The organism is Calothrix sp. PCC 7507 (assembly GCF_000316575.1).
Lineage (GTDB): Bacteria > Cyanobacteriota > Cyanobacteriia > Cyanobacteriales > Nostocaceae > Fortiea.
This window is the reverse complement of record NC_019682.1, coordinates 2,244,601-2,271,403: the sequence shown is the minus strand read 5'-3', so window position 1 is coordinate 2,271,403 and position 26,803 is coordinate 2,244,601. Positions and strand designations below refer to the sequence as shown.

Annotated in this window: 23 protein-coding genes; 6 read left to right on the top strand and 17 right to left on the bottom strand. The window is 40.4% G+C overall.

The features are described 5' to 3' along the window. Positions 1-281: 281 nt before the first annotated feature. From rfbD to CAL7507_RS09890, 5 genes are all read right to left on the bottom strand, one after another. Positions 282-1,163 carry a dTDP-4-dehydrorhamnose reductase gene (gene rfbD / locus CAL7507_RS09910; RefSeq protein ID WP_015128326.1) on the bottom strand — a complete coding sequence of 294 codons (882 nt, stop codon included), beginning with the start codon at positions 1,161-1,163 and terminating at the stop codon, positions 282-284. Next, a complete protein-coding gene (gene rfbC / locus CAL7507_RS09905) occupies positions 1,160-1,705 on the bottom strand; it encodes a dTDP-4-dehydrorhamnose 3,5-epimerase (RefSeq protein WP_015128325.1) in 546 nt (181 codons plus the stop codon). Before rfbC ends, rfbD begins: the two co-directional genes overlap by 4 nt. A gap of 39 nt (positions 1,706-1,744) precedes the next feature. Next, a complete protein-coding gene (gene rfbA / locus CAL7507_RS09900; protein ID WP_015128324.1) occupies positions 1,745-2,674 on the bottom strand; it encodes a glucose-1-phosphate thymidylyltransferase RfbA in 930 nt (309 codons plus the stop codon). A 42-nt stretch (positions 2,675-2,716) separates the two neighbouring features. Next, the gene (gene rfbB / locus CAL7507_RS09895; protein ID WP_015128323.1) at positions 2,717-3,787 is read right to left on the bottom strand and encodes a dTDP-glucose 4,6-dehydratase; all 1,071 of its coding nucleotides are present in this window, start codon (positions 3,785-3,787) and stop codon (positions 2,717-2,719) included. A 194-nt stretch (positions 3,788-3,981) separates the two neighbouring features. Then, positions 3,982-4,920, bottom strand: a complete 939-nt coding sequence (locus CAL7507_RS09890; RefSeq protein ID WP_015128322.1) for an NAD-dependent epimerase/dehydratase family protein — start codon at positions 4,918-4,920, stop codon at positions 3,982-3,984. A gap of 327 nt (positions 4,921-5,247) precedes the next feature. Here CAL7507_RS09890 and CAL7507_RS09885 point away from each other — a divergent pair, with 327 nt between their 5' ends. From CAL7507_RS09885 to CAL7507_RS09870, 4 genes are all read left to right on the top strand, one after another. Further along, positions 5,248-6,390, top strand: coding sequence for a glycosyltransferase (locus tag CAL7507_RS09885; protein ID WP_015128321.1), 1,143 nt, complete (start codon positions 5,248-5,250; stop codon positions 6,388-6,390). Between the two features lie 112 nt (positions 6,391-6,502). Next, positions 6,503-7,234, top strand: a complete 732-nt coding sequence (locus tag CAL7507_RS09880; protein ID WP_015128320.1) for a sugar transferase — start codon at positions 6,503-6,505, stop codon at positions 7,232-7,234. A 740-nt stretch (positions 7,235-7,974) separates the two neighbouring features. Further along, on the top strand, positions 7,975-9,054 hold the full coding sequence (gene gmd, locus CAL7507_RS09875) for a GDP-mannose 4,6-dehydratase (protein WP_015128319.1): 1,080 nt from the start codon (positions 7,975-7,977) through the stop codon (positions 9,052-9,054). Positions 9,055-9,077: 23 nt separating this feature from the next. Continuing rightward, positions 9,078-10,022 carry a GDP-L-fucose synthase gene (locus CAL7507_RS09870; protein WP_042342021.1) on the top strand — a complete coding sequence of 315 codons (945 nt, stop codon included), beginning with the start codon at positions 9,078-9,080 and terminating at the stop codon, positions 10,020-10,022. A gap of 165 nt (positions 10,023-10,187) precedes the next feature. Here CAL7507_RS09870 and CAL7507_RS09865 read toward each other — a convergent pair whose 3' ends face one another. The 11 genes from CAL7507_RS09865 to pssD form a co-directional block, all read right to left on the bottom strand. Continuing rightward, positions 10,188-10,955 (bottom strand): class I SAM-dependent methyltransferase, encoded by a 768-nt coding sequence (locus tag CAL7507_RS09865; RefSeq protein ID WP_015128317.1) that lies wholly within the window; start codon positions 10,953-10,955, stop codon positions 10,188-10,190. Between the two features lie 62 nt (positions 10,956-11,017). Beyond that, complete coding sequence (locus CAL7507_RS09860) at positions 11,018-12,160, bottom strand: glycosyltransferase family 4 protein (RefSeq protein ID WP_015128316.1); 1,143 nt, start codon at positions 12,158-12,160, stop codon at positions 11,018-11,020. A 69-nt stretch (positions 12,161-12,229) separates the two neighbouring features. Continuing rightward, the gene (locus CAL7507_RS09855; protein WP_052331546.1) at positions 12,230-13,642 is read right to left on the bottom strand and encodes an oligosaccharide flippase family protein; all 1,413 of its coding nucleotides are present in this window, start codon (positions 13,640-13,642) and stop codon (positions 12,230-12,232) included. Positions 13,643-13,796: 154 nt separating this feature from the next. Further along, the gene (locus CAL7507_RS09850) at positions 13,797-14,501 is read right to left on the bottom strand and encodes a bifunctional 2-polyprenyl-6-hydroxyphenol methylase/3-demethylubiquinol 3-O-methyltransferase UbiG (RefSeq protein WP_015128314.1); all 705 of its coding nucleotides are present in this window, start codon (positions 14,499-14,501) and stop codon (positions 13,797-13,799) included. Between the two features lie 45 nt (positions 14,502-14,546). Continuing rightward, positions 14,547-15,410 (bottom strand): glycosyltransferase, encoded by an 864-nt coding sequence (locus CAL7507_RS09845; RefSeq protein WP_015128313.1) that lies wholly within the window; start codon positions 15,408-15,410, stop codon positions 14,547-14,549. Between the two features lie 139 nt (positions 15,411-15,549). Continuing rightward, positions 15,550-16,731, bottom strand: coding sequence for a glycosyltransferase family 4 protein (locus CAL7507_RS09840; RefSeq protein WP_015128312.1), 1,182 nt, complete (start codon positions 16,729-16,731; stop codon positions 15,550-15,552). Positions 16,732-16,834: 103 nt separating this feature from the next. Beyond that, positions 16,835-18,019, bottom strand: a complete 1,185-nt coding sequence (locus CAL7507_RS09835) for a glycosyltransferase family 4 protein (RefSeq protein WP_015128311.1) — start codon at positions 18,017-18,019, stop codon at positions 16,835-16,837. 80 nt (positions 18,020-18,099) lie between these two features. After that, positions 18,100-19,422, bottom strand: coding sequence for an O-antigen polymerase (locus CAL7507_RS09830; protein ID WP_015128310.1), 1,323 nt, complete (start codon positions 19,420-19,422; stop codon positions 18,100-18,102). Next, the gene (locus CAL7507_RS09825; protein WP_015128309.1) at positions 19,419-21,464 is read right to left on the bottom strand and encodes a tyrosine-protein kinase domain-containing protein; all 2,046 of its coding nucleotides are present in this window, start codon (positions 21,462-21,464) and stop codon (positions 19,419-19,421) included. The genes CAL7507_RS09830 and CAL7507_RS09825 overlap by 4 nt, the downstream gene beginning before the upstream one ends. 131 nt (positions 21,465-21,595) lie before the next feature. Further along, complete coding sequence (locus CAL7507_RS09820; RefSeq protein ID WP_015128308.1) at positions 21,596-22,102, bottom strand: glycosyltransferase; 507 nt, start codon at positions 22,100-22,102, stop codon at positions 21,596-21,598. Next, a complete protein-coding gene (gene pssD, locus CAL7507_RS09815; protein ID WP_015128307.1) occupies positions 22,099-22,548 on the bottom strand; it encodes a PssD/Cps14F family polysaccharide biosynthesis glycosyltransferase in 450 nt (149 codons plus the stop codon). Before pssD ends, CAL7507_RS09820 begins: the two co-directional genes overlap by 4 nt. A gap of 1,231 nt (positions 22,549-23,779) precedes the next feature. Between pssD and CAL7507_RS09810 the strand changes: the two genes are divergently transcribed. Together CAL7507_RS09810 and CAL7507_RS09805 are read left to right on the top strand one after the other, a co-directional pair. Then, a complete protein-coding gene (locus CAL7507_RS09810; protein WP_015128306.1) occupies positions 23,780-24,325 on the top strand; it encodes a 5-formyltetrahydrofolate cyclo-ligase in 546 nt (181 codons plus the stop codon). A gap of 27 nt (positions 24,326-24,352) precedes the next feature. Beyond that, on the top strand, positions 24,353-25,183 hold the full coding sequence (locus CAL7507_RS09805; RefSeq protein ID WP_015128305.1) for a carbohydrate ABC transporter permease: 831 nt from the start codon (positions 24,353-24,355) through the stop codon (positions 25,181-25,183). 527 nt (positions 25,184-25,710) lie between these two features. Here CAL7507_RS09805 and CAL7507_RS09800 read toward each other — a convergent pair. After that, complete coding sequence (locus CAL7507_RS09800; protein WP_015128304.1) at positions 25,711-26,412, bottom strand: sugar transferase; 702 nt, start codon at positions 26,410-26,412, stop codon at positions 25,711-25,713. Positions 26,413-26,803 lie beyond the last annotated feature (391 nt).

The following is a 26,803-nucleotide window of genomic DNA, read 5'->3' as shown; positions in this document are numbered from 1 at the left end:
CCTACACCTGACTGATTTTTTAGCCTGAACCGAACTGTATTGGCGCCACTCCGCCCACTAAAAATCCATCAAATCGATCGCCCACAATCTCGCAACACTCGGGTTTAATAGAAAGCGATCGCTAGTTTAGCAGGAATCATACCAATCGAGATCGACAACACAACTGCTACCAATTTCAGTAGGTAGCGTTGAAAAACCTTGCGTTTCATACTTTGTTGCCAAATTAGTGCGTAGCGTAGCCCGCCGCAGGCATCGCCTTTTCTAGGCTGATTCCATTACCCTCATCTGTTTTCAGATATTACCAACTCTAAACTCCTTTCCCAATTTGGTAGAACTAATCCAAATGTATGAGATAGTTTCGCACTGTCTAATAAAGAATAAGCTGGCCTGCTGGCGGCTGTAGGATACTCTGGAGTAGTAATTGGGATCAATCTTTGCAATTTGCGACTCTGTTTAATATCATCTGCCAAAATTGCCTTAGCAAATCCATACCAGCTAGTTTGTCCACTTGCTGTTAAGTGATATATTCCGCTTTTGCTAGCTATGAAATCAGAGACATTATCTGGAGACTGAGACAAAATTTGGGCTGTGATTTCTGCAATCATCCGGCTCCAAGTTGGTGCGCCAATTTGGTCATCAACAACTTTAATTTCTTCCCGTTCTTGTGCTAATCTCAGCATTGTTAATAAAAAGTTTTTACCCCGCAGTCCATAAACCCAACTAGTGCGTAAAATTAGATGGGGTACACCGACAGATACGATCGCCTGTTCACCAGCTAGTTTTGTTTTACCGTAGATATTTTGGGGATTTGGTTGATCTTGCTCAGTATATGGTGTTGCTTGAGAGCCATCAAACACATAATCTGTGGAATAGTGAATTATAGCTGCACCGACTTGTTTTGCTGCTTCGGCGATCGCACCGGGAGCAATACCATTAATAGCCATCGCTAATTCTGGCTCTGATTCGGCTTTATCCACTGCAGTATAAGCCGCAGGGTTAACAATCAAATCTGGTTTTACTTCCCTAATGGTGCGGCGAATGGTGTCTAACTGAGCTAAATCTATTTGCTCACGTCCTACAGGAATAACTTCGCCAATAGTCATTAAGGTGCGTTGTAATTCCCACCCCACCTGTCCAGTAGCACCTGTCAGTAGGATTTTCATACAAACACCTCTGCATCTTTTAGAGACTTACCGATTTTATCTTTAGCAGAGAGGATTGGGGAAGCTGAAATTGGCCAAGCGATCGCTAAATCAGGATCATTCCACAGAATAGTCCGTTCATGCTGGGGAGCATAGTAATCTGTGGTTTTGTATAAAACTTCTGTAGATTCCGCAAGCACTACAAAACCGTGAGCAAAACCTGCTGGTATCCAAAGCTGTCGTTTATTTTCACCGGTGAGATGGATACCAATCCATTGAGCAAAAGTTGGAGAACTTTTTCTCAAATCAACAGCTACATCAAATACTGCACCTACTACTACTCTCACCAGTTTTCCTTGGGGTTGCTGGATTTGATAGTGCAAGCCTCGCAAAACATTTTCAGCGGAACACGAATGATTATCCTGGACAAAATGTGCAGTAATACCAGCCTTTTCTAAGAAAGCCTTTTCGTTATAGCTTTCATAAAAAAAACCGCGATCGTCACCAAAAACCTGTGGCTCAATTACTACTACATCAGGAATTTCTGTTTGTATGATCTGCATGTTAATACTCTCAATTAACTACAAAACTTGCTGCTCTACTTAATTAGCTAATGTAGCTTTGGCAGGATATATTTTGTTCTTTTCTATGGTTATATAATTTTGCTCATGCTCTAAAATTGCCATCAAGTAACGACCATAACTACTCTTAATCATAGGTGCTGCTAATTGACGTAGTTGAGATGAGTCTATATATCCTTGACTATAAGCAATTTCTTCAATACAAGCTATTTTTAACCCTTGCCGATCTTCCAAAGTTTGGATAAAGTTACTAGCCTGATGCAAAGATTCATGAGTACCGGTATCTAACCAAGCATATCCTCTACCCAACAATTCTACTCGCAGTTTATGTTGCTTTAAATAAGCTATATTCAAATCTGTAATTTCTAGCTCATTGCGAGCAGAAGGTTTAAGATTAGAAGCAATTTCTGCTACTTGTGAATCATAAAAATAGATACCAGGAACAGCATAATTAGACTTAGGGACGAGAGGCTTTTCTTCAATACTAATCGCCCGTTGATTGATGTCAAATTCAATTACTCCATATTGCCGAGGATCTTTCACCTGATAGCCAAATACTAACCCGCCGTCTTTAAGAGTTGCAGATCTAGTTAGTACTTCTGTCAAACCATGTCCATAAAAAATATTGTCACCCAAAATTAAGCACACTGGCTCGTTAGCAATAAAATCTTTACCCAGAATAAAAGCTTGTGCTAAACCTTCTGGCTGGGGTTGTTCTACATAACTAAACTGCAAACCCCACTGACTACCATCCTTTAAAAGACGCTGAAAACATGGCAAATCATTAGGAGTTGAAATAATCAAAATTTCTCGAATTCCTGCCAGCATCAATACAGACAAAGGATAGTAAATCATTGGCTTATCGTAAACAGGCATTAGCTGTTTACTGACAGCATAGGTGATTGGATAAAGACGTGTACCAGAGCCACCAGCTAGGATAATACCCTTCATTTTACATCCCTCATCACGACATAATCAGTTAACAGTTAACAGTTAAACTTTCCTATTTTCATAGTTTTGTTTGAGCCAGGTTTTGTAAGCTCCTGAACGTACCTGATTCACCCAATCAGAGTTACCGAGATACCACTGGACTGTTTTTAATAACCCGCTATCAAAGTTTTCTTGAGGTTGCCAACCCAACTCGTGGTTAATTTTATTACAGTTGATTGCATATCTTCGGTCATGACCAGGACGGTCTTTCACAAAAGTTATCAAAGATGAGTAGTGGTAATCCGATTTGGGGGCTAAGTCATCAAGCATCGCACAAATTTTTTCCACAACTGTCAAGTTAGCTTGTTCGTTTAATCCACCAATATTGTAGGTTTCACCAATTTTTCCTTGTTGCAAGACTAAATAAATAGCTTCACAGTGATCGGTGACATAAAGCCAATCTCGGATATTTTGTCCATCTCCATATATAGGTAAAGATTTACCATCTAGAGCGTTGAGAATAGTTAAAGGAATAAGTTTTTCAGGAAACTGACGAGGCCCATAGTTGTTTGAGCAATTTGTTGTTAAAGTCGGTAGTCCATAGGTGTGATAGTAGGCTCGCACAAAATGGTCAGATGCTGCCTTAGATGCAGCATAAGGACTATTGGGCGCGTAGGGAGTATCTTCTCGGAAGGCTGGATCTTGAGAGTTTAGTGAGCCGTATACTTCATCTGTAGACACATGCAAAAAGCGAAATTGCTGTTGTTTTGACGATGATAGTTGCTGCCAGTAGAGCCGACTAGCTTCTAATAGTTGAAAAGTCCCGACTACATTTGTTTCAATGAAGTCACGGGGGCTAAGGATGGAACGATCAACGTGACTTTCTGCCGCGAAATTGATAATTGCATCTGGCTGATATTGTTTGAGTAGATAGGTGACTAACTCGGTGTTGCCGATGTCTCCTTGCACAAAATTATAGTTGGGGTCACTGTGCAATTCTGCTAATGTTTGTAGGTTACTGGCGTAAGTCAGTTTATCTAAATTAATGACATTAGCCCATTGTGCTTGTCTAGCAAGCAGAATAAAATTAGCGCCGATGAATCCGGCTCCTCCTGTGACTAATATTGTTAGCATATTTCCTCAAAATTTTAAAAGGGAATGGGGAACTAGTACCGCAAGGCGGAAGTCAAAAGTCAAAAGTCAAAAGAATTGTATTCCAAGCTCTAGCGCCATTTTGAATGGTATGTTTATTTACGCCGTGCTGTACTAGGGAAATAATTTAACTTTTAACCTCCTGCTTCCTGCTTTTTTTAAGAGTAAGTTTCTTTTTACAACGCTGCCAAAATCTCTGCATCTACAGAGAAATCAACCTCAACTTTATCCCGCCCAGTTGCCAAATAGTCATTTGTAAATGAGTCAGTTAGTCCAGAAATCAAATCATATTTAGGTTGCCAACTTAATTCTGTAGTTGCTTTATGCACTGATGCAAAGAAATGCTGCACCCGCATGGGAAAAGCTTTGCGTTTACCGAAATCAAACTTTTTCGGATCGTAATGGACGATTTTTATAGCATCAGGTGATTTACCGGTAGCTTGTACACAAGCACGGGCTAAACCATCAAAAGTGACAAAGCGATCGCCAGAAATATTATAAATTTGTCCTATAGCCTGCTGATTACCAACAATTTGAGACATGGCCGCAGCTAAGTCTTTCACATGACCTAGCTGGGTGAGATGCAAGCCATTACCAGGGATAGGAATAGGGCGATCGTGAACAATTCTATCAAAAAACCAACTTTCTAACTCGTTATAGTTCAGAGGTCCATAAATGTAAGTTGGACGAATTGAGGTAAAAGGTAATCTTGATGAAAAGAGGTAAGCTTCCGTTTCATGTTTACCCCGATGGCGACTTTTAGGGTCTACAGGGTCGCCTTCTACGTGGGGCAATTGGTCAGATTTGAGATATACTCCAGCAGAACTCATATACACAAAATGTTGCACCCTGTCTTGAAAAATTTCTGCCAGTGGTTGAGTATCAGTAAGTTCCCGCCCATTATTGTCAAAAATGACATCAAAGTTTTCTTGTGATAACTTTGCTTTTAACTGAGTAGCGTCAGTGCGATCGCCTATAATTTGTTCTACTCCCTGTAAGGATGGTACGGCACGATTACCACGATTGAACAGTACCACCTGATGTCCTTGTTCCACTAGCCGTTGAGTTAGGTATACGCCAATGAACCGAGTACCGCCCATAATTAGAATTCGCATAAATTCCCACCTTCTATGTAAATTGTTACTGGGGTAGTCAGAGACTGGGGCCAGGAAATGGCATGGGAGTAGGGAGCCGGGAGCAAGGGGATAAGGGAAGAGCAATCAAGTAAAATTCCCCATGCCCCATACCCAATACCCAATACCCAATACCCAATACCCAATACATTTGAGGTTATCAGGTCGCAGTATCCCTCTGGAACCTGTTTTGGGAGAATTCGTCTTAACGTGAATCTGGGGCGCTTCCCATTCTTTAATTACAAGGGGAAACTTTTCAGTTAACCTGACAATTTGCTTTAAGTATTTTCTACCTATTGAAAGTTAACGGTGCCCTTGAAATATGCTTTGGTTCATGAGTGGCTGACACCTAAAGCCACTGGCGGTTCAGAACTAGTTGTGCGGGAAATTCTGAATCACATTGATGCTGATTTATACGCCCTCATCGACTTTGAATCTAACAATCCCGATAGTTATTTATACCAACGTCAGATTGGCAAGACGTTTCTCCAACGTTTTCCCCATGCCCGTAATGGTATACAAAAGTACTTGCCTTTGTGGCCATTAGCGATTGAACAGCTGGATTTGCGGCAATATGACGTAATTCTATCTTCATCCCACGCTGTGGCAAAAGGAGTCCTTACCACTCCTGAGCAGTTACATATTTGCTACTGCCATAGCCCCATGCGCTACGCCTGGGATTTAACTTTTGATTACTTGCACCAAAGCAAGCTGGGAGAGGGTGTCCCTGGGTGGGTGGCGCGCTATCTACTGCATCGGTTGCGCCAGTGGGATGTATTGAGTGCGAATCGCGTTGATTACTTTATTGCCAACTCACAGCATACAGCTCGGCGAATTTGGCGCTGCTATCGGCGAGAAGCAACAGTTATTTATCCACCTGTGAATGTCGAAGCATTTCCTTTTTTTTCTCAGAAAGAGGATTTTTACGTGACAGTTTCCCGGTTGGTGAGTTACAAGCAGGTATCTTTAATTATCAGGGCTTTTAATCAATTGCAAAAACCATTAGTAGTAATTGGTACAGGTTCAGAAATGAAACATCTTCGTGCAATAGCGAGTCCTAATATTCAAATACTAGGATGGCAACCTGATGATGTGGTAAAAAACTATATGGCTAGAGCCAAGGCATTTGTATATGCAGCTTGTGAAGATTTTGGCATTGCTTTAGTGGAAGCTCAAGCTTGCGGTACTCCAGTAATTGCTTATGGTGCTGGAGGGGCTTTGGAAACGGTGCGAGACTTACGCTCTTTTGGGGATACAGGAACAGGTATCTTCTTCAAGACGCAAGTAGAAGCGGCTTTAGTAGAGGCAGTAGAAAAGTTTGAAATGTATCAGGGTTCATTGAATCCTGAGTATGCGCGGGAACACGCTGCCCAGTTTTCTGGACAAGTCTTTGCCAAGCGCTATCGAGATTTCATAGACAAGTGCAATCAAGAAAGACCGTCTTTGGAGTGATGGTTGGGATTTTTGCACTTGTTTTATAGGCTTTTGGAAAATTAAGCCCAGAAGCACCTCCTTTTAGCTTTAAGATTGGGACTATGTGTGGTGTGGATTGTTAAGGAGTATGATGACTGCCCAGAGTTCACTCCTCTCCGGCAAGCGATCGCGTACTTTCTTAAAACGTGGTCAACAGAAGAAGAGTCCTAGGGTAAAACCCAAGGGTTTGTCTCTTCAAGGTTTGAACGGAGAGTTCGCTAAACGACTGTTCGATATTGTGTTTTCGTTGTTAGTTTTGATCCTGTTTTTCCCCGTTTACCTCATCTTGGCCTTGCTGATTGCTTTAAGCTCAGAAGGCCCGATTTTTTATGTTCAAGAACGGGTAGGTAAAAACTACAAACCCTTTAACTGTATTAAATTCCGCACAATGGTAAGCAATGCCGACGAAATTCTCGTGCAAATGATGGAAACTTCTCCCCAAATGCGACAAGAATTTGAGAGCAGTTTTAAGCTCAAGCACGACCCCAGGATTACAAAAATTGGTTGGCTTTTGCGAATTACCAGTCTAGATGAATTTCCTCAGTTCTGGAATGTGTTGAAGGGTGATATGAGTGTTGTTGGTCCACGACCATTGGTAGCGGAAGAACTACCAAAATACGGTTGTCACATCGATCAGATTTTAACTATCCGTCCAGGCATCACTGGATTATGGCAAGTTTCTGGGCGTAATGACATTCCCTATCCTCGAAGGGTGCAAATAGACTTACATTATGTCAAATTTAGAAATTTCTGGCTCGACTTATGGATAATATTGAAAACGATCAATGTAGTAATTATGCCCAAGAATAACGGAGCATACTGAACAACTACTCAAAGTTTATTCTTTGGGGCAGTTAATGCCCCTAGATACAAACTTTTTATGATCTCTTACTGATAACTGATAACTCACAATTAATAAAAGTAGCGTAAAGTCAAGTCAATTGATTCAACCTTAATAAAAACCCTAATTATATAAAGTTTTAGCAAAGACTAGAAATTGAATTAAGCTCAAGAATCTTAATTGTAGCCAATTTGGCTTACTTAATAGAATTTATTCTATCTAAGTATATTTATTTACGTTAAAATTCGGTTACAGCAGAATTCAGAAGTCAGGACAAGCCAATGCGGTCTTCTCCCAAAGCGCTACCGTGTACACACAAATGATCAAGCGCCCCAAATCCTCTGCTCGTAGGGTGTGTTATGCCTTATGGCAACGTACCATCCTCCATGTTCGGTGCGTTACGACGTTCCGTCTAACGCACCCTACCAAATAAAAGCCAATGGGGGCTAGATTTTCCGACTTGTGTATACACGGTAGCCCACAGGGAGAGGCTAGCGCCAAGGGGTCTTTCTGAGTAGAGTAACTAGCGTTCAGAATTCAGAAATGAAACAGACTTTATGCAGGAGTTTAAGACTTAAATTGTGTACCTCAAAAATTTTAAATCTTCTGTGTTCGCTGATCTGCGTAGGTTTCCCATTAGGCAATCAAGCAATGAGCTGCTAACTTATATCAGTTGGACTGTGACTACTTCTGAAATCAAATATCAAAAAGGATAGTAAAGCATGACGCAACCGAAGCGAGCGCTGATTACTGGTATTACCGGTCAAGACGGTTCATATCTAAGTGAGTTTTTGTTAGAGCAAGGCTATGAAGTTCATGGCATTATTCGTCGGACTTCTACCTTCAATACAGACCGCATCGATCACATTTATGAAGATCCCCATAAACAAGGTGTGCGGTTGTTTCTTCACTACGGCGACTTGACAGACGGGACAACACTGCGCCGCATTTTAGAAGAAGTACAGCCAACAGAAATCTACAATCTGGGCGCTCAATCCCACGTCCGAGTCAGCTTTGATTCACCAGAATACACGGTGGATGCTGTAGGCATGGGAACACTGCGTTTATTAGAAGCAATTCGTGACTACCAGCAGCGCACTGGTATTCAAGTGCGGTTCTATCAAGCGGGTTCTTCAGAAATGTATGGTTTGGTACAAGCAGTACCCCAAAGTGAGACAACGCCATTTTATCCCCGTAGTCCCTATGCTTGTGCTAAAGTCTACGCCCACTGGCAAACAATCAATTACCGTGAATCTTACAACTTGTTTGCTTGCAATGGTATACTTTTTAACCATGAATCTCCCCGGCGTGGTGAAACCTTTGTAACCCGGAAAATTACTAGGGCGATCGCTCAAATTGTCGCTGGTAAGCAGCAAAAACTTTACATGGGCAATCTTGATGCCAAGCGTGATTGGGGCTATGCCAAGGATTACGTCAAGGCAATGTGGCTGATGTTGCAGCAAGAGCAACCAGATGATTATGTGATTGCTACTGGTGAAACCCACTCAGTAAGAGAATTTCTCGAACTAGCATTTAGTTATGTAAATCTCAAATGGCAAGATTACGTAGAATTTGATGAGCGTTATTTGCGACCTGCTGAAGTCGAGTTGTTAATTGGCGACTCCACCAAAGCACAGCAGAAATTGGGTTGGAAACCATCTGTAACCTTTGAAGGACTCGTTGGTTTGATGGTGGAAGCAGACCTCCAAGCCTTGGGTTATACTTCGCCAAATCAAAACACTGCGCCAGTACTGAATGATATTGCGACTGTTCGTCAACAATTGGGCGCTCTCCACTTCTGATGCACACAGCCAAGGATAAAAATATGACTGCCTTAGAGCTAAACAATAAACGGATTCTCGTCACTGGTGGAGCGGGATTTCTAGGTCGTCAGGTGATAGAGCAGCTGTGTCAGGCTGGGGCTGATCGTGAGAAGATTACAGTACCGCGATCGCGTGATTACGATCTCCGCGTCTGGGAAAATAATCAACGTGTAGTTGACCAGCAAAACATTATTATCCACCTAGCAGCTCATGTTGGCGGCATCGGTCTCAACCGCGAAAAACCCGCAGAACTTTTCTACGACAACTTAATGATGGGCACCCAGCTGATTCATGCAGCCCATCAAGCAGGAGTAGAAAAATTTGTCTGTGTCGGCACTATCTGCGCCTATCCCAAATTCACCCCAGTACCATTCAAAGAAGATGACCTTTGGAATGGTTATCCAGAAGAAACTAACGCCCCCTACGGAGTTGCCAAAAAAGCACTCCTAGTACAACTGCAAGCTTATCGCCAGCAGTATAACTTTAATGGTATCTACCTACTACCAGTAAATCTATATGGGCCTGAAGATAACTTCGACCCTGGAAGTTCCCATGTCATCCCAGCATTAATTCGTAAAGTTCACGAAGCCCAAATCAAAGGCGAAAAGCAGCTTCCTGTTTGGGGAGATGGTAGTCCTACCCGCGAGTTTCTCTATTCAGAAGATGCAGCGCGAGGGATTGTGAAGGGTACTCAACTTTACAATGACTCTGAACCAGTTAACTTGGGAACAGGTTCAGAAATCTCCATCCGCGATTTGATTACTCTCATCTGCAAATTGATGGAGTTTGACGGCGAAATTGTTTGGGAAACCGACAAACCAAATGGTCAACCCCGTCGTTGCTTGGATACTGAAAGGGCGAAACAAGCCTTTAATTTCACAGCCCAAGTAGGCTTTGAGCAAGGGTTAAAAAACACGATTGAGTGGTATCGGCAAAATGCCGCATAACAAAGCAGCTGGGCACCGCCCAGCTTTTTTGTTTTCAGGAGATTTCCAGAATGTGAACCGTAGGGGCAAACGGTTGTTTGCCCTCCAATTAATCCCGGTTTTGTTTATATACCCGACTTTTTCAAAAAGTCGGGTATATTCTTGTTGATAACTTATTTAATGCTACTAACTTCTACCAAGAAGACGTTTAGCTAAAAAACGTAGTCCCTTCACAGATGCATAAAGTTGCACAGGTGCATACTTAAGACGGAGTTCTGCCAGAAATCGCCTGTCGTATTCTTCATAATAAGCTGACGCTGCTGCTGATTCAGAGGCAATCAAACGAGGAATCACTTCAGCGGGGTTGGGCGCTTGGGGGTGCTGAATCTGGACGTAGTCAATGACATTGTAACGATACCAAGGTGCGATACTGGATGTAGCGCGTAACTCCTCACGTACACGATCTGCTGCGATAAACTGACGTTGCATAAATTCATTGTGCCAGTATTCACGCGGTTGGAGATTAATGTGTCCATGTCCACCCTGATGAGGAACGGCTGCTGAAAATATGACCACAGGAGCGACTGAAGTCAACCATTTAACTAGGATAGGTGAGCTTTGTGGTTGTAAATGTTCAGCGACTTCTAAACATATCGCTAAGTCAAAATGCTTATTTGCAAAAAAGTTAGCGATCGCTATGGGATCATTCAAATCAAGGTGATGAAATTCCACCGCCAGCCCAGTGAAGCTAGGCTGAGAATGACCATCTACAGATGTAACCTTTACCCCAAGCTTGGCTAACTCCCTACTAAGATGACCAGGGCCACAACCAAATTCAGCTACTGTTTGAGGATGGTAAAGTTCAAAAATTACAGCAGCTAGAGTTTGATAGTCAGTTTCAAAAGTTCTACTTTGGAAATATTTGGCAGAGTAACTAATGGTTTGAGTATTCATGTAAATTGACTCCCACTACATACAATTTGGTTTCAATACAAGTCTGGTTTTCGTATCTAACACTAAATTGCAGACAATTCTTGAAAGATACTCTCTATACGTGAACAATTTTTATCGGCATCAAACTTGATCTGAGAAACCTGCTTACCTCTCATACCCATTTCCATTCTCAACTCAGGATTGTCAATCACAACTTTTAGCTTATTTGCTAATTCATTTTGATTTCCAGGCGGTACAAGAAAACCTGTTACACCATCACTAATCACTTCTTGCATCTGAGGTAAATTTGTAGAGATTATTGGTAGACCTGCTCCCATAGCTTCCATAAAAACTTGGGGTAATCCTTCACTATAAGTAGGCATCACAAAAATATCTGCCTGCTGATAAAGCCTTTTCCACTCAGGAGTATATGCATTGATATTCCGATAAACTCGCACCTGATGGTGATGACACTCAATTGGTTTATTAGTGACTAAATGCAAGGTAGCTACATCTGAAAAATTATCAAGAAAGACTGATAATAAATCTTGTCCCCCTTTTCTAATAAAGTCACCACCTATAAAGAGAATATTGCAAGTATCAGCATCTTTCTTGAGAGGATGATGGGCAAACTTTAAAGCATCCAAATTAACTCCTGGAGGAATTACTATAACTTTATCTTCATTGATTCCATAATCTTCGACAACAGATTTCTTCGCTAATTCTGACCAGGAAATAATTCTAGATGCAGCATTAAAAACTTTTTTCTCCATTAAAATATTAGGGTTATAAGTCCACTGAAAGCGATTATCAATCATTTCACTAGATTTTAGTGCCGCAGTAAAGTCAATACTCACGACAGTCGGAATTTTTTTCATGTACTCAAGAGCTAAGAAAGCCATAACTTGAGTATGTAAATGCATCACTGTGTATGATTTTGTTGACAGTTTTTGTTTCAGCAAAGACTTAGTAATATATGCTGATATAAATTCAGAACGGAAGTATTGAAAATCTAGATTGCGTTGCTGAATCCAAGAGTTGGGGAGTTTACGGTAAAAGGGTCTAGTCACTAACCACTGTAAGCTTTTGCATTCATCCATAAACCAATGAAAGTCTACTGAACCAAGTAGGTTGGAATTTTTAAAATACTCTCTTAATAGTTGACCATAGGTGCGATGTCCCAGAAACTGACTGGTAATTGATAAAGCTTCATACTTTGCGTTCATGATGTTTGTCCTCAATTGGGCTTGTAGTCAAAAAATAAAGTAATTCATGCTTGAAAAGGAGCAAGATAACTAACTTTTATAAAAGATAAATTTCATTAAACTAAAAGGTAAATTCCCTTTAGATAGTAAAACCAGCATTGATATATAAGTAACAATTATTGTGATTGCTTTTAGATAAAAATCTGCATTTTGGAGATAAGGTGTAAACTGTGATAAAACCAGGGCTATAAACATAGAAAATGAAGGGATAAATGCTGGTTTTAGAAAATCTTTGATGCCGGCTCCACTAACACGTGATGCTGCTATTACATACCATATTAAAGCAGCAAAACCCATCACACACATAACAGCGATCGCCACACCTTGTATACCACCTGTTTTTACACCAATAAAATAAGCAGTTAGAGAAAAAGGCACAATAAACCAGTCGATACGTGCGATTTCTAGAGACTTATTAATTGACAAAAGATAAGCACCAAGAATTGACATTAATCCTCCTGTATAAGCATAGACAAGTATGATTTGAAAGATAGTGATGGATTGCTGCCAATTATCTCCATAAATGAATGGAATTATGCTAGGAGCTAAAGTAAATGCTAAACCATATATTAACGCAGCAGTACTAGCATAATATTCTATAAGTCTTTGAATCATAGTTAGTTTACGCTGCTCATCCACTTGTGAAATTGTAGAGAAAATCACCCGATTATTAATTTGAGAAAATGCCACTGCTGGCGTTGTTGCTAATTGATAAGCAACACTATAATAGCCAAGTGCTTGAGTTCCTAAAAACTTCCCAATAATGAAATTATCTCCGGTAATATTAAGTTGCAAAGCGATCCTACTCCCAAGAACACCAAAAATAAACTCTTTGACTTCATTAATTTTGGATTTTTCTAACTTGAAATAGTATTTAAATTTATGCTTGCTTAAATAGCGTTTCAATAAAGAATCAACTACAGCCATTACAATTTCTCCAATTGCAAACGACCAAAATCCCCATCCAGAAATTGAGCTAATAACTAAGGTCAACACTCGTGAAAAATTAGCAAGTAAATCGCACATAGCTAACTCTTTAATTTTCATTTTGCGTTGCAGTACTGCAGTATGAGAACCGGCACCCGCGCCAATGAGAAAGACAACGGCTGATAGCGCTGTTAAAGGAAATAAAATAGGCTTGTTAAAAAAGTAAGATAGCGGTAGTCCTGCTAACAACTGAATGCCGAACAAAAATATAGAGATATTCACTCCCATACTATAGACAGTGTTAACTAGCTTGATATCATCTAAACCTCTTTGTACTAGTACTTGAGCAATAGTAGTGTCTCTAAAAAGCAGTGAGAAATTGGATAATACAAGCACCATTGCCCAAATGCCAAAGTCTTCAGGTGATAATAAGCGAGCTAAAATGACTTGAGCCATTAACTGAGCAACTTTACCAATAGCAAAACTCACAGTTGTCCACAGGCTGGCTTTTGCCATCTTTTTTGAGTTGTTTACAGTCATAAAACGGGGTTGATGGGAATTTTAGCCTTGTGAAATAGTAGAAAAATCTCAAATTTAGACACTGGGCTGCCAGATCCCCGACTTCTTTAAGAAGTCGGGGATCTGAACACTACAAATTAGCTAAGTTATTTCACTTTTTATTTTGAATTGCAAAGATAAACTTGTCTCTAAAAGGAATCGGCTGACTAAAAGTACAATCAGGAAACTCTGCTTGATATGCTTGCAGAGAACGAGAGACTTCATAGAAGCGTTGTCGGGCATTTTCATTTAGCCATGAAGTGACAATAAAAATCCCGTTTTCACTGAGCGAAGACCTAATATTTTGCATGGCGAAGGAAAATTTTTCATTATTCGTGATGTGTTGTGTAACATCAATCATGATAATTAAATCAAAGCGATGATTTAAAGTTTCCCTAGAAACATCTAATTTATGAAATTTAAATCCAGATAAATCTTTTTCAAGTTGATCAAATAAAACATCTGTTATATCAACTCCTAAATAGTTTTTACCTCCATTTTCTCTGAAAATTTTGGCATAAAATCCAGTACCACAACCTATGTCTAGCATCCTAATTTTTGTGAAGTCAATTTTCATCTCATGACAAACTGAGAGAAAAACCTCTTTTGCTTTGAGATACATTTGCTCATTATCTTCATGGGTTAATGCTGCATTTCCTACTCCCTGCAAGTTAAATTGATATTGTGAATGTCTATCACTCCAGTATTTTTCTGCTTGATATCCTTCGATATCCCAGTATTTAAATAGCTGTACACATTTACGAATTACTTTGATTATCATTACATTAGAGTGAGTTGTTGATTCTATTTTTCTCATTTGTTTTCTCCTTTTCTGGTTATTTTTTAATTGATTGTGACTAAATCAAAAATTTCTGCCATTGATCATCTGCCAAACTTTTCTGAGCCTAGCTCTAGTATCTTTAGGTAGTGCGAGAACAAGAGAGTCTATAGGAGCCTTCATGAGACTAAAACTTTTATCAAGTAAATAAGGCACTAACGGTTCTTGTTTGGGAATACATTCGCTGCTAATGAAGAAATCATCACCTAATTTTTTTATTGGCTCTCTGATTCCTCGTATTCTGTTCGATACATTTTGCTCATGGATTACCTGTAACCAGGTTGGCTTTGTTTTTATCTGTTTAATTTGTCCCATTAAGTATAATTCGGTATGTTGTCCACAGGCGATTGTTTTAAATCCATCAATATTTGTTTGATTAACCTTTTCAATTAAACTGACGAAAGGGTTATTTGGATAATCAAATGAGTAAAGCTTGCCATGATTCCAAACATAGCCGGAAGTAAAGTTTATAAACTCAAATTCTTGTTCTGTGAAGCTGTTTTGAATTAATTGTACAAAGTCTTTAGAGACTGCATCATCATTATCTAATCTAGTCGTGATTAAATATTCAGTATTGCTTTTTAAGTAATTTAATACAGCTTGATGATTAATTTGACTAGTAAATTCACAATCTATATATAAAGGGATGAAGTTTTGCCATTCTGCGTATTTTTTAATTTTACTTTTAAAATATTCTGGTGTTTCACTATCAAAAAAAACTAGCCATTTAAAGTTTTGATTTGATTGTCCTCTGACAGAAGAGTAGCAAAATTGGTCAAATAATTTGAAGCGATGACTCAACCAATCTGGGTTAATTCCGGCTCGCGATTTACTGTAGTCTACTCTGACGTTGAAGCGAGTGATAATAAAGTGTTGAAAGCTTTTCATGATTATTTTGATTGGTATGAGGCTAAAACAGAAATTTAAGTATCTGTAGGATTGGCACTGCTCACCGTATTAGGGTTTTGGTGGGCACTGCCCACCCTACGAGTATTTCAAAGTTCAGATATTAGGGAAAAATAGAAATTTAGGTGATGTAGAGTGTCCGATGGGGAGTGATACGGGTTGCTAGTTCTTTTCCTTGTGAACCGAGGCGTTCACGTAGTTTTCTATCTCTACACAACTGACGTAGCATTGCGAAAGTTTCTACAGTTGAGTTTGGATTTACTAATAAACCGTTATTTTCGTGTAAGACAGCATCTTCTACACCTCCTACTCGTGAAGCAATCACGGGTTTAGCAAAGTAACCTGCTTCTAAATAAACAATTCCAAACCCTTCAATGCTTTTTTGTTTACTATCAAAGAAGGTGAGCAGAGAAAATATGTCACATGCTGCGTAATAGCCTGTTAATTCTTCATCAGGTACATATCCAGCGAAAATAATTCGTGAGGTTACGCCCAATTTTTCAGCTAATAACCTGAGTTCAGATGCCATCGCACCCTGACCGCAAATAATATAGTAGACATCAATACCTTCAGCTATTAAATTTGGTAAGTTCTCAATTACTCGGTCGAAGCCTTTACGTTTAACTAGTCTTCCTACTGATAAGATAGCGATCGCCTGTTCCGGAATTTGATGCTGCTGGCGGATCTGGGCACGCAAGTGATTTACTTGTTCTAGGCTATGTTGACCAAATTTTTCCGGTCTGACGGTTGGGTGAATGACTCGTATGGGGGTATCAACCTGAAAGTTGTCTATGAGGTAATTGCGAGTGAAGTTGCTATTGCAGACAATGGTTGTGGTGCGTCGTAGCGTCCACTCAAATAGCCAGCGAAAAACTGGGTTTTTCAGCGGACAAAGGACATCATCGCCGTGGAGGTAGATGACACACTGCACGGGTAGCAAATAGCTTAACAAGAGCAGAGATAAAAAGTCGTAGCCGTGACACCATTCAATATAGCGATAACGGTAGCGTTGATGCAGTCTGATTGCAAGCACCACTGACCATAAAATATTCAGTATTTGTTTGAGAAAACTCCCTAATGCACCCAGGTGTGTCATTGCAGACATCGGCCAGCGATAGATGGGAAACGGTTGTTCGCAATCAAAAGACTGGTCACCTGCACAGGCGCTGGTGAGGACGATGATCTGATCTGGGTCTTGCAAGCAGCGATTGTACGCATATTCTTGGATACCACCTGTATCAGGAAAAAAGACGCGGGAGATGACTAGAATTTCGGCTTTTGTGTTGTGTGCAAGGTTCCACATGGGATTTGTTGAATTAGGGTGCGTGGCGTTTGGCCTGATGCAGAGATGCATAAGATTTTTTTCTCACGCAGAGGCGCGGAGGCGCAAAGGGAAAAAGGAAAGTCTATGTGATTGAGGCTGTGGGTTTGATTGCAGATACAGATATCCCTGTGATTTCGAGCATTCTTTGTGCGTAGTTGGTGATGTTGCACTCTGACTGCACCCAATTTTTTCCCTGTTCAAGTAGTTTTGATGTGTTGGGATCGTTAGCAACTTTGATAATTGCTGTAGCGGCTGCTTGAATATCTTCTGAATCTACTGTCCATGCAGGTGCAAAGTGATTGAGTATTTCACCAATTCCCCCGGTGCGGCTACCAATTACTGGCACGCCACAGGCGATCGCTTCTACGACAACCCGCCCAAAAGCTTCTTGGGGCGCTAGTGTCACCACTACATCTGCACATTTATAGTAGTCTTCGATCGCTAGGGTTGGAGGCAAAATTGTAAAGCGATCGCTAACTCCATATTCTTCTGCAAGTTTTAGTAAAAAACTACTGTTGATTTGATTGGGAGATTTATCTTCTCCAATCACAACTCCATGATAATTATAGCCCATTACTTTCAATTTTGCAAGCACAGGAATTAATGCTCGCAAGTTTTTATCTCCATTTTTACTGTTATAAATTGTGTTCAATCGGGACGGGGTTAACATGATCCGAAATCCATATTGAAGAATTGCTTGTAACTCTTTTGGTGGAGTCAATAAGGGAGATTCATTAAACCGCTCTTTGTCAACTGATTGATAAAGCACGCCTTGAATATTAGGCATCAAATCTCGCACATGACGGGCAGTAAAATAGGAATTGCAGATTGAGCGGGGAGACAAACAAAAAAAGATAAATTTCCTGGCTAGATAGCCTAAAAAGTGGTTTGAGGCTACTAGATCATGACAAAAGTAATAGATGGGACGACCACTCAAACGCAGCTTCGGCGCTTTCGTTAATAAAGTCGGTAATAAGTAGTTGTAGGCACAGCTATCTAATAGTAAAGGATAGTTTTTTGGTTGTTGGTTTACCCACTGCAATGCTCGCTGGAAAAGCTCTGTTTGACTGGGGGCGTGAATTGGTTGGAGACAAAAGTCTTGACCTGATTTTTGTAAATACTTCTCCATTGCGGAATCAGCTTGGACTAAAACACAAAGATGCTCTTGCATTCGTAGTTTTTGTACTCCTGCAATCAACATTGATAATGAAACTAATGCACCTCCTAATGTGTCACAATTGCCGGGTAAAATTAGTAGTTTACGCATGGTTTTGTCATTTGTTATTTGTCATTGATCATTTGTCAAGGGTTATTTCTCTTACTCCCTGAAACTATTCCTCATTCCCGTTAGAATTGTTTTTGGTACAACATGGTAGATATTAAAGGAATGAATATTACAGGGGCATCAAATTCTGTGACTGGAGAAGTTAAGCCCAGGTATAGCAAAACTAGAAAACAACAAGCTGGTTTATTTGAGCGCGTTTTGTAGAGGCTGGCTAGGAAAAATACAAAATATGTGAGAAACAATCCTGTACCTAAAAAACCTGATTTATACAACAATGTTCCTAAAATAAAACTCTCAGTGCCAAGTGCGGCAAATTCATATCCAGGTTGGACAGAAGTACCATTTATGCCATGTCCAATTAAGGAAGGCTCTTCTATGACATTTTCCCACGTCCGCTGATAGATTAAATTCCGAATCTCTGTTGAATCTTTGCGAAAGTTGCTGGTAGCTTCAACTGTATTTGTACGGGTTTCAATAATCCAATCTGTCATTGTCGGTACGCAGAGAGTTGTAAAGCTGAGGATTGTTGATAATACCAAGATGAATGTTAATCCTTTGGTTTTGCCGGCGATAAATAGCCAACGGATAATTAATACAATTGGCAAGGCTACCCAGGAATTCCGAGCTTGACAAATAATCATTAAAAACGTGCAACCTGCAACTATTGGTAATGACCAATAACGGTTTTTAATATCAAGTGCTATGAGTCCAGCGAAACCAATGACGAAAGAGGTAGTTGTGGGATGAGGTAAAAAGAAAGTGTAACGGCGGAGTCCTCCAAAACCGTTATCGCTCATCATGTAGGGAACTAAAAAATTGCCGACACTACCCAATTTACTGGGATTATATGCGCCTTTATCAAAAATTACAGCATAGAGAGTGCGGGGTGGAATAAAGTTTGGCTCTGATAGCACAAAGTGAAAAAATACCCACCAAATCAGCATCATACAGATGATGAGAGAAAAAGCCCAAGCAACTACTTGTAGACGCAGACGAATTTGATTACTTTGAATATACCAAAGTAAAAGTCCACCACAACCCCAGGTTAAAAATGGATTGAGTAAGGCTCTAGGAACTACTTCTGGAGAGTTGAGTATATAGGCGATCGCACTATTAAATGCAAAAAGTGCGATCGCTATGACTTCTATACTCGGTTTTGATAGCCGCACCCGTTGATAAACAGAGAATTCATAAATCGTGATAGTCGTTACCCAAAGGAAGAGGACGACACCCCAGCCAATCACCCACCAGATGGGAATCAAAATAATTCCCATACAGACAACTCTCTCTGCGTGTGTTAAGGCTTGCCATCGCAACCAAATTCCTTGAAACAAGACATGACTATCTTGATTGTTGGGCGTAGGTGCAAAAATCTGCTGTCTCATGAATTAACCTGTTTACCATCATGCTTGTAGACATACCCCTCAGCCCGTTTTTCGTCACCATTCATCACTAAACCAATAATTCGGGCGTGATGGCGGATCAATTGTTCCATACTTTCCTGTACCATATGGCGATCGCTCACTCCCAACTGAATCACTAACAAGACGTTAGCGATCGCAGAAGCCATCAAAGCCGCTTCACTAGTGCAACCAACAGGCGCGCTATCAACAATCACATAATCGTATTTACCTGCTTTTTGAATCGCATCTAGATGCCTCTCAAACCCCCCACGGGCGACAAACTCTACGGCTCTACCGTTAGATATCTGCATTGCTGGTAACAAATCCCACCTGTAGTTAATCTGCACTGGTGTCGGTAAAACTACTGTTTCTTTCGGTAGAACATAGCCAAAATAATGACTCAACTTAGCTTGATGGAAATCACCATCCACAATCAGCACCCTAAAGCCCAAAAAAGATAACGCCGCTGCTAATCCTAGTGTGACTGTTGTCTTACCCTCTCCTGGCGTGGAACTACTAACCATCAGGCGACGGTTTGCTAATGGCATTAAGCTAATAGTAGAAGCTAGCCGTTGAAACCAGATATCTGTACCCGATTCCAGCGACAAACCGAGAGTAGAAGATTTGCAAGTGGGAATCCGCGCCAGTATCGGTAATTCAATCCCTCGCAAGTCTTTAGGTTTGAGTAAGGGATTGCGAGACTCTAAGAATGAAATCAACGCCGCACTACCCAAAATTGACGACAATATGGCACCAAGAGCAATCAACGAGAGTTTAGGACTTATGGGTTTGGGATTGACTCGCGGTTGATCCAGAACTTGCACATTGGGATAAGCATTAAAAGCGGTAATCTTGGATTGCTCTAATTGGGCAACAATCCCTTTATAAACCCCTTCAGCGATATCATACCTGCGTTGTAGGTCAGATAATTCAGCCTGTTTGGTAGAAAACTTACTTAATTGCGATTGCAGATTATCTACCTCGTTTTGAAGTTGCAGCGCTTGCTGTTGGAGGGCTTTACTTTCAGCGTCAGCCTGAATTAATTCGGCGATTAAGTCCATAGTGGTATCTTTGAAGCTGTTACCACCAAAGCTAGTATCAACTCCTGTAGCATTTGGCACTAGTTCAACTCGTCGTTGATAAAGTGCAGTCACGAGTTGATCGCGTTTGTCTTGTAATGATTTTACAGTGGGATGATTCCCCGTGAAGTCTCCTTGAGCAACTGCGATCGCTGTATCTATTTCGGATAACTTTTGTCGTAGTGCTTGATACTCCTTGTTTTGACTCAACCGTAAAGAACTAATTGCTTGGGGTGAAGTCATTCCAATACGTTTGGATAAGACATCACTACGTATTTTCGCGGCTTGTGCTTGTGCTGATGTCTGCGTTTTTTCCATTCTCGTAGACTTAATCGCTTCAACTAAATTCTTAGTCTGATCCTCGCTACTCACCAACCCTGTAGACTTCTTAAACTGTGCCAATTTATTCTTGGCTACCCGCAGTTTGCGTTCAGCATCTTCCAACTGCACTTGGCTAAATTGCTGTCTGGCGGCTGATGTTCCCTGGCGCAGTTCATTCACACGACGTTGATAACTCTTGATCAGTCTTTCTGATCTTTGTTTTGCAAGTTCTGCTAAAGAACCTTGAACCTCTACTTGAATTGTTGTAGATTGATCTACCGCTTTGACTTTAAATAACTTCTTATAACTCTCAAGTACAGGATACTTATCTTTTTCTGGATCAGTTGACCAAAGCGGTCGAAGTACGTCATTGCTAGTGATAATAGAAGTCTGAACTTGCAACGGGCTGAGTTCGTTGGTAAATGCGATGCCTTGGTCTTTAATTTGTCCTAATGTTCCCAAATTAGCATCTAAATTTGTTGTGGTATCCGGCAAAATAAATTGAGAATTAGCTGTCCAAGTTCTTGGTGATAAGCCAGCAATAACTACCGAACAGCCAAGAATTGTGCCATTTAAACCCAGAAGAGGTAGCCAGTGATTTTTGATGATTGTCGATACCTTCAAAGCCTTTAACCTTAAATTATTCAAGAGAAACTATGGGTATTTAACCCATGCAAAATGATAGGATGCAACCTTTTATTCAAAAACTAAATTCACAATTTTTGCTGGAAGTGAATAAATTGTCATGAGGCTATTTATGACATTAAAGAAACAGATTCTTCTGGAGGATATTGCCTCATGAGGTAATCTGTGAGTTTGGGATTACTAAAAAGTTGTCCTTGAAATCGAGGAGGTGGCTGTAAAATAGCTTTTTCTAATTCATCTAAATCAACAAAGTTTTGGATGCCTCGTGGGGCAACGGCTTCAGCAAACCACCGCTGATGATCGTCTACATGTTCTCCATAAAGTTTCAGCCTGGGGATGAGAACAAAAGGAACTTTTCTACTTGCCAACATTCTTGTAGAACCTTGTCCGGCATGAGAAATCACTAGGCGCGAATTATCTGCTAACTTAATTAATTTCTCTAAAGTTACTGTTGATTCTACCGTTACTAAAGGATGTTCTGCTAAAGCTGAAATATCACTAGCGCCATACTGCAAAAAAACAGGTTCGGTAATTACGCCCCGATCCAACAGAATTTTCAACCAAAGAATAGCACGATCAAAGGGAAATGATATCGTTCCTAAGGTCATCAAAATCATGAAACATAACCTCTGAAAACGACTTTGTCATATTTCTCGCAAAGTTCAGGCCATTGAACGTAAAACTCGTCAGCTATTAAGTAAACTAATTTTCCGGAAACACTTAATTCTTGACTGCGAGAAATACTTTCAATGAAGACGAATTTGATGCCCAAAAGTTTCCCTATAAATGCAAAGTTTATCGCTAAACTTGCTCCTGTGGAAATAACAACGTCTGGTTTTTCACGCACCAGAATTCTGAAAGTTTCGGGAATATTTAGCAAGAGAGCTAATATATCTCTTGGTGCTTGATAAGGCAACCAATGCACTTTTTCGCCTTGTTCAAGACTTGCTGTATCTTTCTTGCGATCGCTCACCCAAACTCTATCATGTAGCGACCAGAAAGACTTCAGACTTTTCATGGTTGCAAAATGCCCCCCAGAGGTGCATACCAACATTAATTTCATGTTGTCCAATTCCTCACTTAAGTGTACATACTATTGATTTAGTAGTAAATTACACTCCCAGTGCTATGCAACTTTATACGCAAGCGTTTAAACATTATCTGATGTGGTTTTTCAGATAATTTCTCGCGTTGAGTTCAAACAATCGAGTTCAAACAGTTTTGATCAATAGTCTTTTGCTATTGACAATACACACGCACACTAAGATGTAGTCTGGTAGAGGCTCTGGTTAAGATGTGTGTAGGATTATCTACACTAAGTAAAGATGCTTACGAAAGACAGAAAGGTACGATAGCACAGGGAAAATCATTTACAGAAACTGGTTCTGCTTAGATTTCGTTAGCTTATTCAATTTTCCACGAAGGGTGTATCTACTAGATGTAGGGCGTATTCTTTTACGCTAACGGCATTACATAATTTTATACATATCGGCTTAATGGTTTGTCCATTGATTTTTCTATTTTAAAGAAATCTTTATATAAAAATCACATAATCTTCATGAAAAAACTATCTTGTTTGATTGAAAAAACATAAATTATATGTATTAAGGAGGATGATGGGAAAAAATTAAGTAAAAATACTCAATTGAAATAAAGTTGCTCAAGAAAGAAAAAACTGGATAGCAATCAATAGAATTATTTGTGAAGATTTCATTAGCGACGCTTGATGTCACCCTCTTATGGAACTAGTACCGCAAGGCGGAAGTCAAAAGTCAAAAGTCAAAAGTCAAAAGTAATATGGAGTAAGCTTTTTAGCGATTGAGAATGGTCTGCTTATTTCCGCCGCACTGTACTAGTGGTTTGTCAATTTTGTTTTGAGGGGTTTTTGGTAGTGCGGGCCGAAAAGCCCGCGTGAGCGAGACTACGGTCCCTCATTTCAACCCTGACAGACTACTAGGGGAAAAGAAAAATGAATACGGGTTAGGTCATAACCCACATTCCGCATAGGGATCAGACCTCCCATTCGCCTTGTAGGGGTGGGGTTTCCCATCATTCGTCTTGTAGGGGTGGGGTTTCCCCGCCCTCTTAGAGGTGTCATCCTTATGAAAACTCAAAGCAATTACTACGCGGGAACCACGGGCGCGGGAACCGCGCCCCTACGGGCAGATTTTTTTATGTGTGTAAAATCAACCTACTCAATCATGGCAACGCTGTTTCGTTTCCTAAAATAGTTAAAATTACAAGGGTCAAAGAAATAAAAACTGGATGAAACTGATAACTGTTAAATTTGCACCGTGAATAAAACAGGACTACGCCAAACTCTCCTCAAAACACGACAATCAATGTCCGTCGGAGAGTGGAGAGAAAAAAGCGATCGCATTTGCACCCAACTGCAAACCTCTGCTTTATTTACCCAAGCAAAAACAATACTGGCTTATTTCACCTTTCGCCAAGAACCCGATCTGACTTTATTATTTACAGACACCAAATACCGTTGGGGATTTTCTCGTTGCGTTGGTAAATCCCTAGTTTGGCATCGCTGGGAACCCGGAGACTCTTTAGAAATCGGCACTTATGGTATTAGTGAACCTCATCCTCATGCGCCAATTATAGATCCGGCAGAAGTAGATTTAATTCTTGTTCCTAGTGTCGCCTGTGATTATCAAGGATATCGCTTGGGGTATGGTGGAGGATATTATGATCGCCTGCTTAGTCTCCCTCAATGGAACACAAAACCCACTATCGGCATTGTGTTTGACTTTGCCTACTTACCCCAATTACCTACCCAACCTTGGGATAGACCATTACAAGCTGTTTATACAGAATGGGGGAGTAACTGATAACTGATAACTGATAACTGATGACCAATGACCAATAACAAAAGACTACAGACTCTAATTGTATATGGACTGTTAGGAGCGATCGCCCTGGTGACGCTATTCCCGCTGCTATGGCTAATCAGTACAGCTTTGAAATCTCCAACAGAAAATATTTTGCAGTCGCCACCGCAGTTGTGGCCAAATCAACCCACACTCAATAATTTCTTTAGTGTGTGGCAGTCTTTACCTTTTGGACAATACCTGCATAACAGTATATTGGTGGCGGTGCTAACTGTTGTCTTGAATCTACTTTTTTGTGCATTAGCCGCTTATCCCTTAGCGAGACTGTCATTTCCGGGGCGAGACTGGATCTTTATTGCGATCGTTTCTACGATTATGATCCCCTTCCAGATCGTCATGATTCCCCTGTACATTTTGACAGTCCAACTAGGATTGAGAAACTCTTATTTGGGCATGATTTTTCCCAGTTTAGCTTCTGCCTTTGGCATTTTTTTATTGCGGCAAGCTTTTATGGGCGTTCCCAAAGAAATAGAAGAAGCGGCACGCATGGATGGCAGTTCGGAGTTAGGCTTGTGGTGGCATATTATGATCCCAGCAATCCGCCCAGCACTAGTGACTTTGGCTATTTTCGTATTTATTGGCTCTTGGAGTGATTTTCTTTGGCCTTTAATCGTCATTCAAGATGAAAATTTATACACGCTTCCGCTAGGAGTAGCCAAGCTAGCGGGTACTTTTTCCCTTGACTGGCGGTTAATAGCGGCTGGCTCTATAATTTCTATTGCCCCAGTGCTGATATTATTTATATTTTTACAGCGCTACATCGTACCAACTGAAACCAGTAGTGGCGTAAAGGGGTGAAAAACTGTGACTTAGAGGATGTTTGAAAAGTATTTCGCTGTGATTTTAATTACATTCTTACCCCCCTTAATCCCCCCTTATAAAGGGGGGAAACAATAAAATCCGGTTCCCTCCCCTTATAAAGCAGGGCTGTTTCATTCGATAACTTAGATGTTTTGTCAAGAGTATGAGTCAGAAATTTGCTTGATTTGGTCATCGAAAAGCTACCACCTCAACGAGTAAATTTCAGTGCTAACGCGATTTTCTTGCCCAATCAGATTTTTTAGTCACCTGACTTTTTTGCTTGAAACGCTTGTAAATCAGAGCCTTTTAGGGAATGAAACAGCCCTGCCCTTATAAAGGGGGGAAACAATAAAATCCGGTTCCCTCCTCTTTATAAGGGGAGGGTTAGGGTGGGGTGAAGAAATATTTGATACCGAGAAAAAGACTTTTCAAACACCCTCTTAAGTCAAAGGTCAAGAGTCAAAGTTTTTATGCTTCCCATTATGTTCCATATTATGAAACTGTTAACTGATAACTGATAACTGTTAATAAGCGCCGCTCTTTTTGAACACCACCCAGATAGTTTTCAAAATCAAAAGCAGATCATAAGCTACAGACCACTTAAGTTGATAATTGATATCCATACTCACGATAGTTTCAAAATCTTTGATGCTGGAGCGACCGTTAGCTTGCCATTCCCCAGTCATACCAGGCTTGACGCGTAATCTTTCCCAATGGTGTGGTTCGTAGTGCATGACTTCATCAGGAGTAGGTGGGCGAGTCCCAACTAAACTCATATCCCCCAACAAGACGTTCCAAAATTGAGGGAATTCATCTAGGCTAGTGTTTCGCAAGAACTTACCCACGCGGGTAATGCGTGGATCGTCAACAGATTTAAAAATGTGGCCTTGAGCTTGGTTTTTCACCAGATGCTTAAGTTGGTCAGCATTGACAACCATCGAACGAAACTTCCAGATGCGGAATGGTTTTCCCTTCAGACCACAGCGAATTTGAGAATAAAATATTGGGCCCGGATTATCAATTATAGTAACAATGCTTACGGGAATAACTACCAAAGCCGTGATTATTAGCCCAACTATGGCACCGAGAATATCAATCAATCGTTTTGTCGAACTGGTGACGGAGGGGTGTAAAGGCTTTCGTGGAACATGAAATGAATAAAGCTGGTTTAGTAGGGCTAAGTTGTCCACGGCATAACTCTTGCTCTCAGTATTATAGGTAGTCATAAATACAATAGTACTTAAATATTTATTTGCCCGATCGCCTGTGCTGCAATATAGTTCAGTTAACGATGATTGTGAGTTCAATAAAATAACACCAAATCCTAGAAAATGGTGGGTTTTGCGCCTCGACCTAAACTATGCGAGTCTGAGTTTTTAATTTAAACTTTTTTGTGTTTGTTTATACTGAAGTTTGTCAATGAGGTGAGATTAATATAGACAATTTTGTTACTCAGGAAAATCTACTAAGATGAACTTTACAGAATCTTTTAATTAGACAGGGGTATTTTAAACTTTCCGTATTTTCCGTAAAATTTTATATATAAAAATGTTGAGGTAAGCTCTGATTGAGCGAATTAAACAGTAATTCTACTTAGACAATACCTTGGTCAATTTT

Coding starts and splice junctions, on each gene's coding strand:
- rfbD (WP_015128326.1), bottom strand. CDS start 1,163: ATGAAAATCCTACTGACAGGTGCTACTGGACAGGTGGGGTGGGAATTA.
- rfbC (WP_015128325.1), bottom strand. CDS start 1,705: ATGCAGATCATACAAACAGAAATTCCTGATGTAGTAGTAATTGAGCCA.
- rfbA (WP_015128324.1), bottom strand. CDS start 2,674: ATGAAGGGTATTATCCTAGCTGGTGGCTCTGGTACACGTCTTTATCCA.
- rfbB (WP_015128323.1), bottom strand. CDS start 3,787: ATGCTAACAATATTAGTCACAGGAGGAGCCGGATTCATCGGCGCTAAT.
- CAL7507_RS09890 (WP_015128322.1), bottom strand. CDS start 4,920: ATGCGAATTCTAATTATGGGCGGTACTCGGTTCATTGGCGTATACCTA.
- CAL7507_RS09880 (WP_015128320.1), top strand. CDS start 6,503: ATGACTGCCCAGAGTTCACTCCTCTCCGGCAAGCGATCGCGTACTTTC.
- gmd (WP_015128319.1), top strand. CDS start 7,975: ATGACGCAACCGAAGCGAGCGCTGATTACTGGTATTACCGGTCAAGAC.
- CAL7507_RS09870 (WP_042342021.1), top strand. CDS start 9,078: ATGACTGCCTTAGAGCTAAACAATAAACGGATTCTCGTCACTGGTGGA.
- CAL7507_RS09865 (WP_015128317.1), bottom strand. CDS start 10,955: ATGAATACTCAAACCATTAGTTACTCTGCCAAATATTTCCAAAGTAGA.
- CAL7507_RS09860 (WP_015128316.1), bottom strand. CDS start 12,160: ATGAACGCAAAGTATGAAGCTTTATCAATTACCAGTCAGTTTCTGGGA.
- CAL7507_RS09855 (WP_052331546.1), bottom strand. CDS start 13,642: ATGGCAAAAGCCAGCCTGTGGACAACTGTGAGTTTTGCTATTGGTAAA.
- CAL7507_RS09850 (WP_015128314.1), bottom strand. CDS start 14,501: ATGAGAAAAATAGAATCAACAACTCACTCTAATGTAATGATAATCAAA.
- CAL7507_RS09845 (WP_015128313.1), bottom strand. CDS start 15,410: ATGAAAAGCTTTCAACACTTTATTATCACTCGCTTCAACGTCAGAGTA.
- CAL7507_RS09840 (WP_015128312.1), bottom strand. CDS start 16,731: ATGTGGAACCTTGCACACAACACAAAAGCCGAAATTCTAGTCATCTCC.
- CAL7507_RS09835 (WP_015128311.1), bottom strand. CDS start 18,019: ATGCGTAAACTACTAATTTTACCCGGCAATTGTGACACATTAGGAGGT.
- CAL7507_RS09830 (WP_015128310.1), bottom strand. CDS start 19,422: ATGAGACAGCAGATTTTTGCACCTACGCCCAACAATCAAGATAGTCAT.
- CAL7507_RS09820 (WP_015128308.1), bottom strand. CDS start 22,102: ATGATTTTGATGACCTTAGGAACGATATCATTTCCCTTTGATCGTGCT.
- pssD (WP_015128307.1), bottom strand. CDS start 22,548: ATGAAATTAATGTTGGTATGCACCTCTGGGGGGCATTTTGCAACCATG.
- CAL7507_RS09805 (WP_015128305.1), top strand. CDS start 24,353: ATGACCAATAACAAAAGACTACAGACTCTAATTGTATATGGACTGTTA.
- CAL7507_RS09800 (WP_015128304.1), bottom strand. CDS start 26,412: ATGACTACCTATAATACTGAGAGCAAGAGTTATGCCGTGGACAACTTA.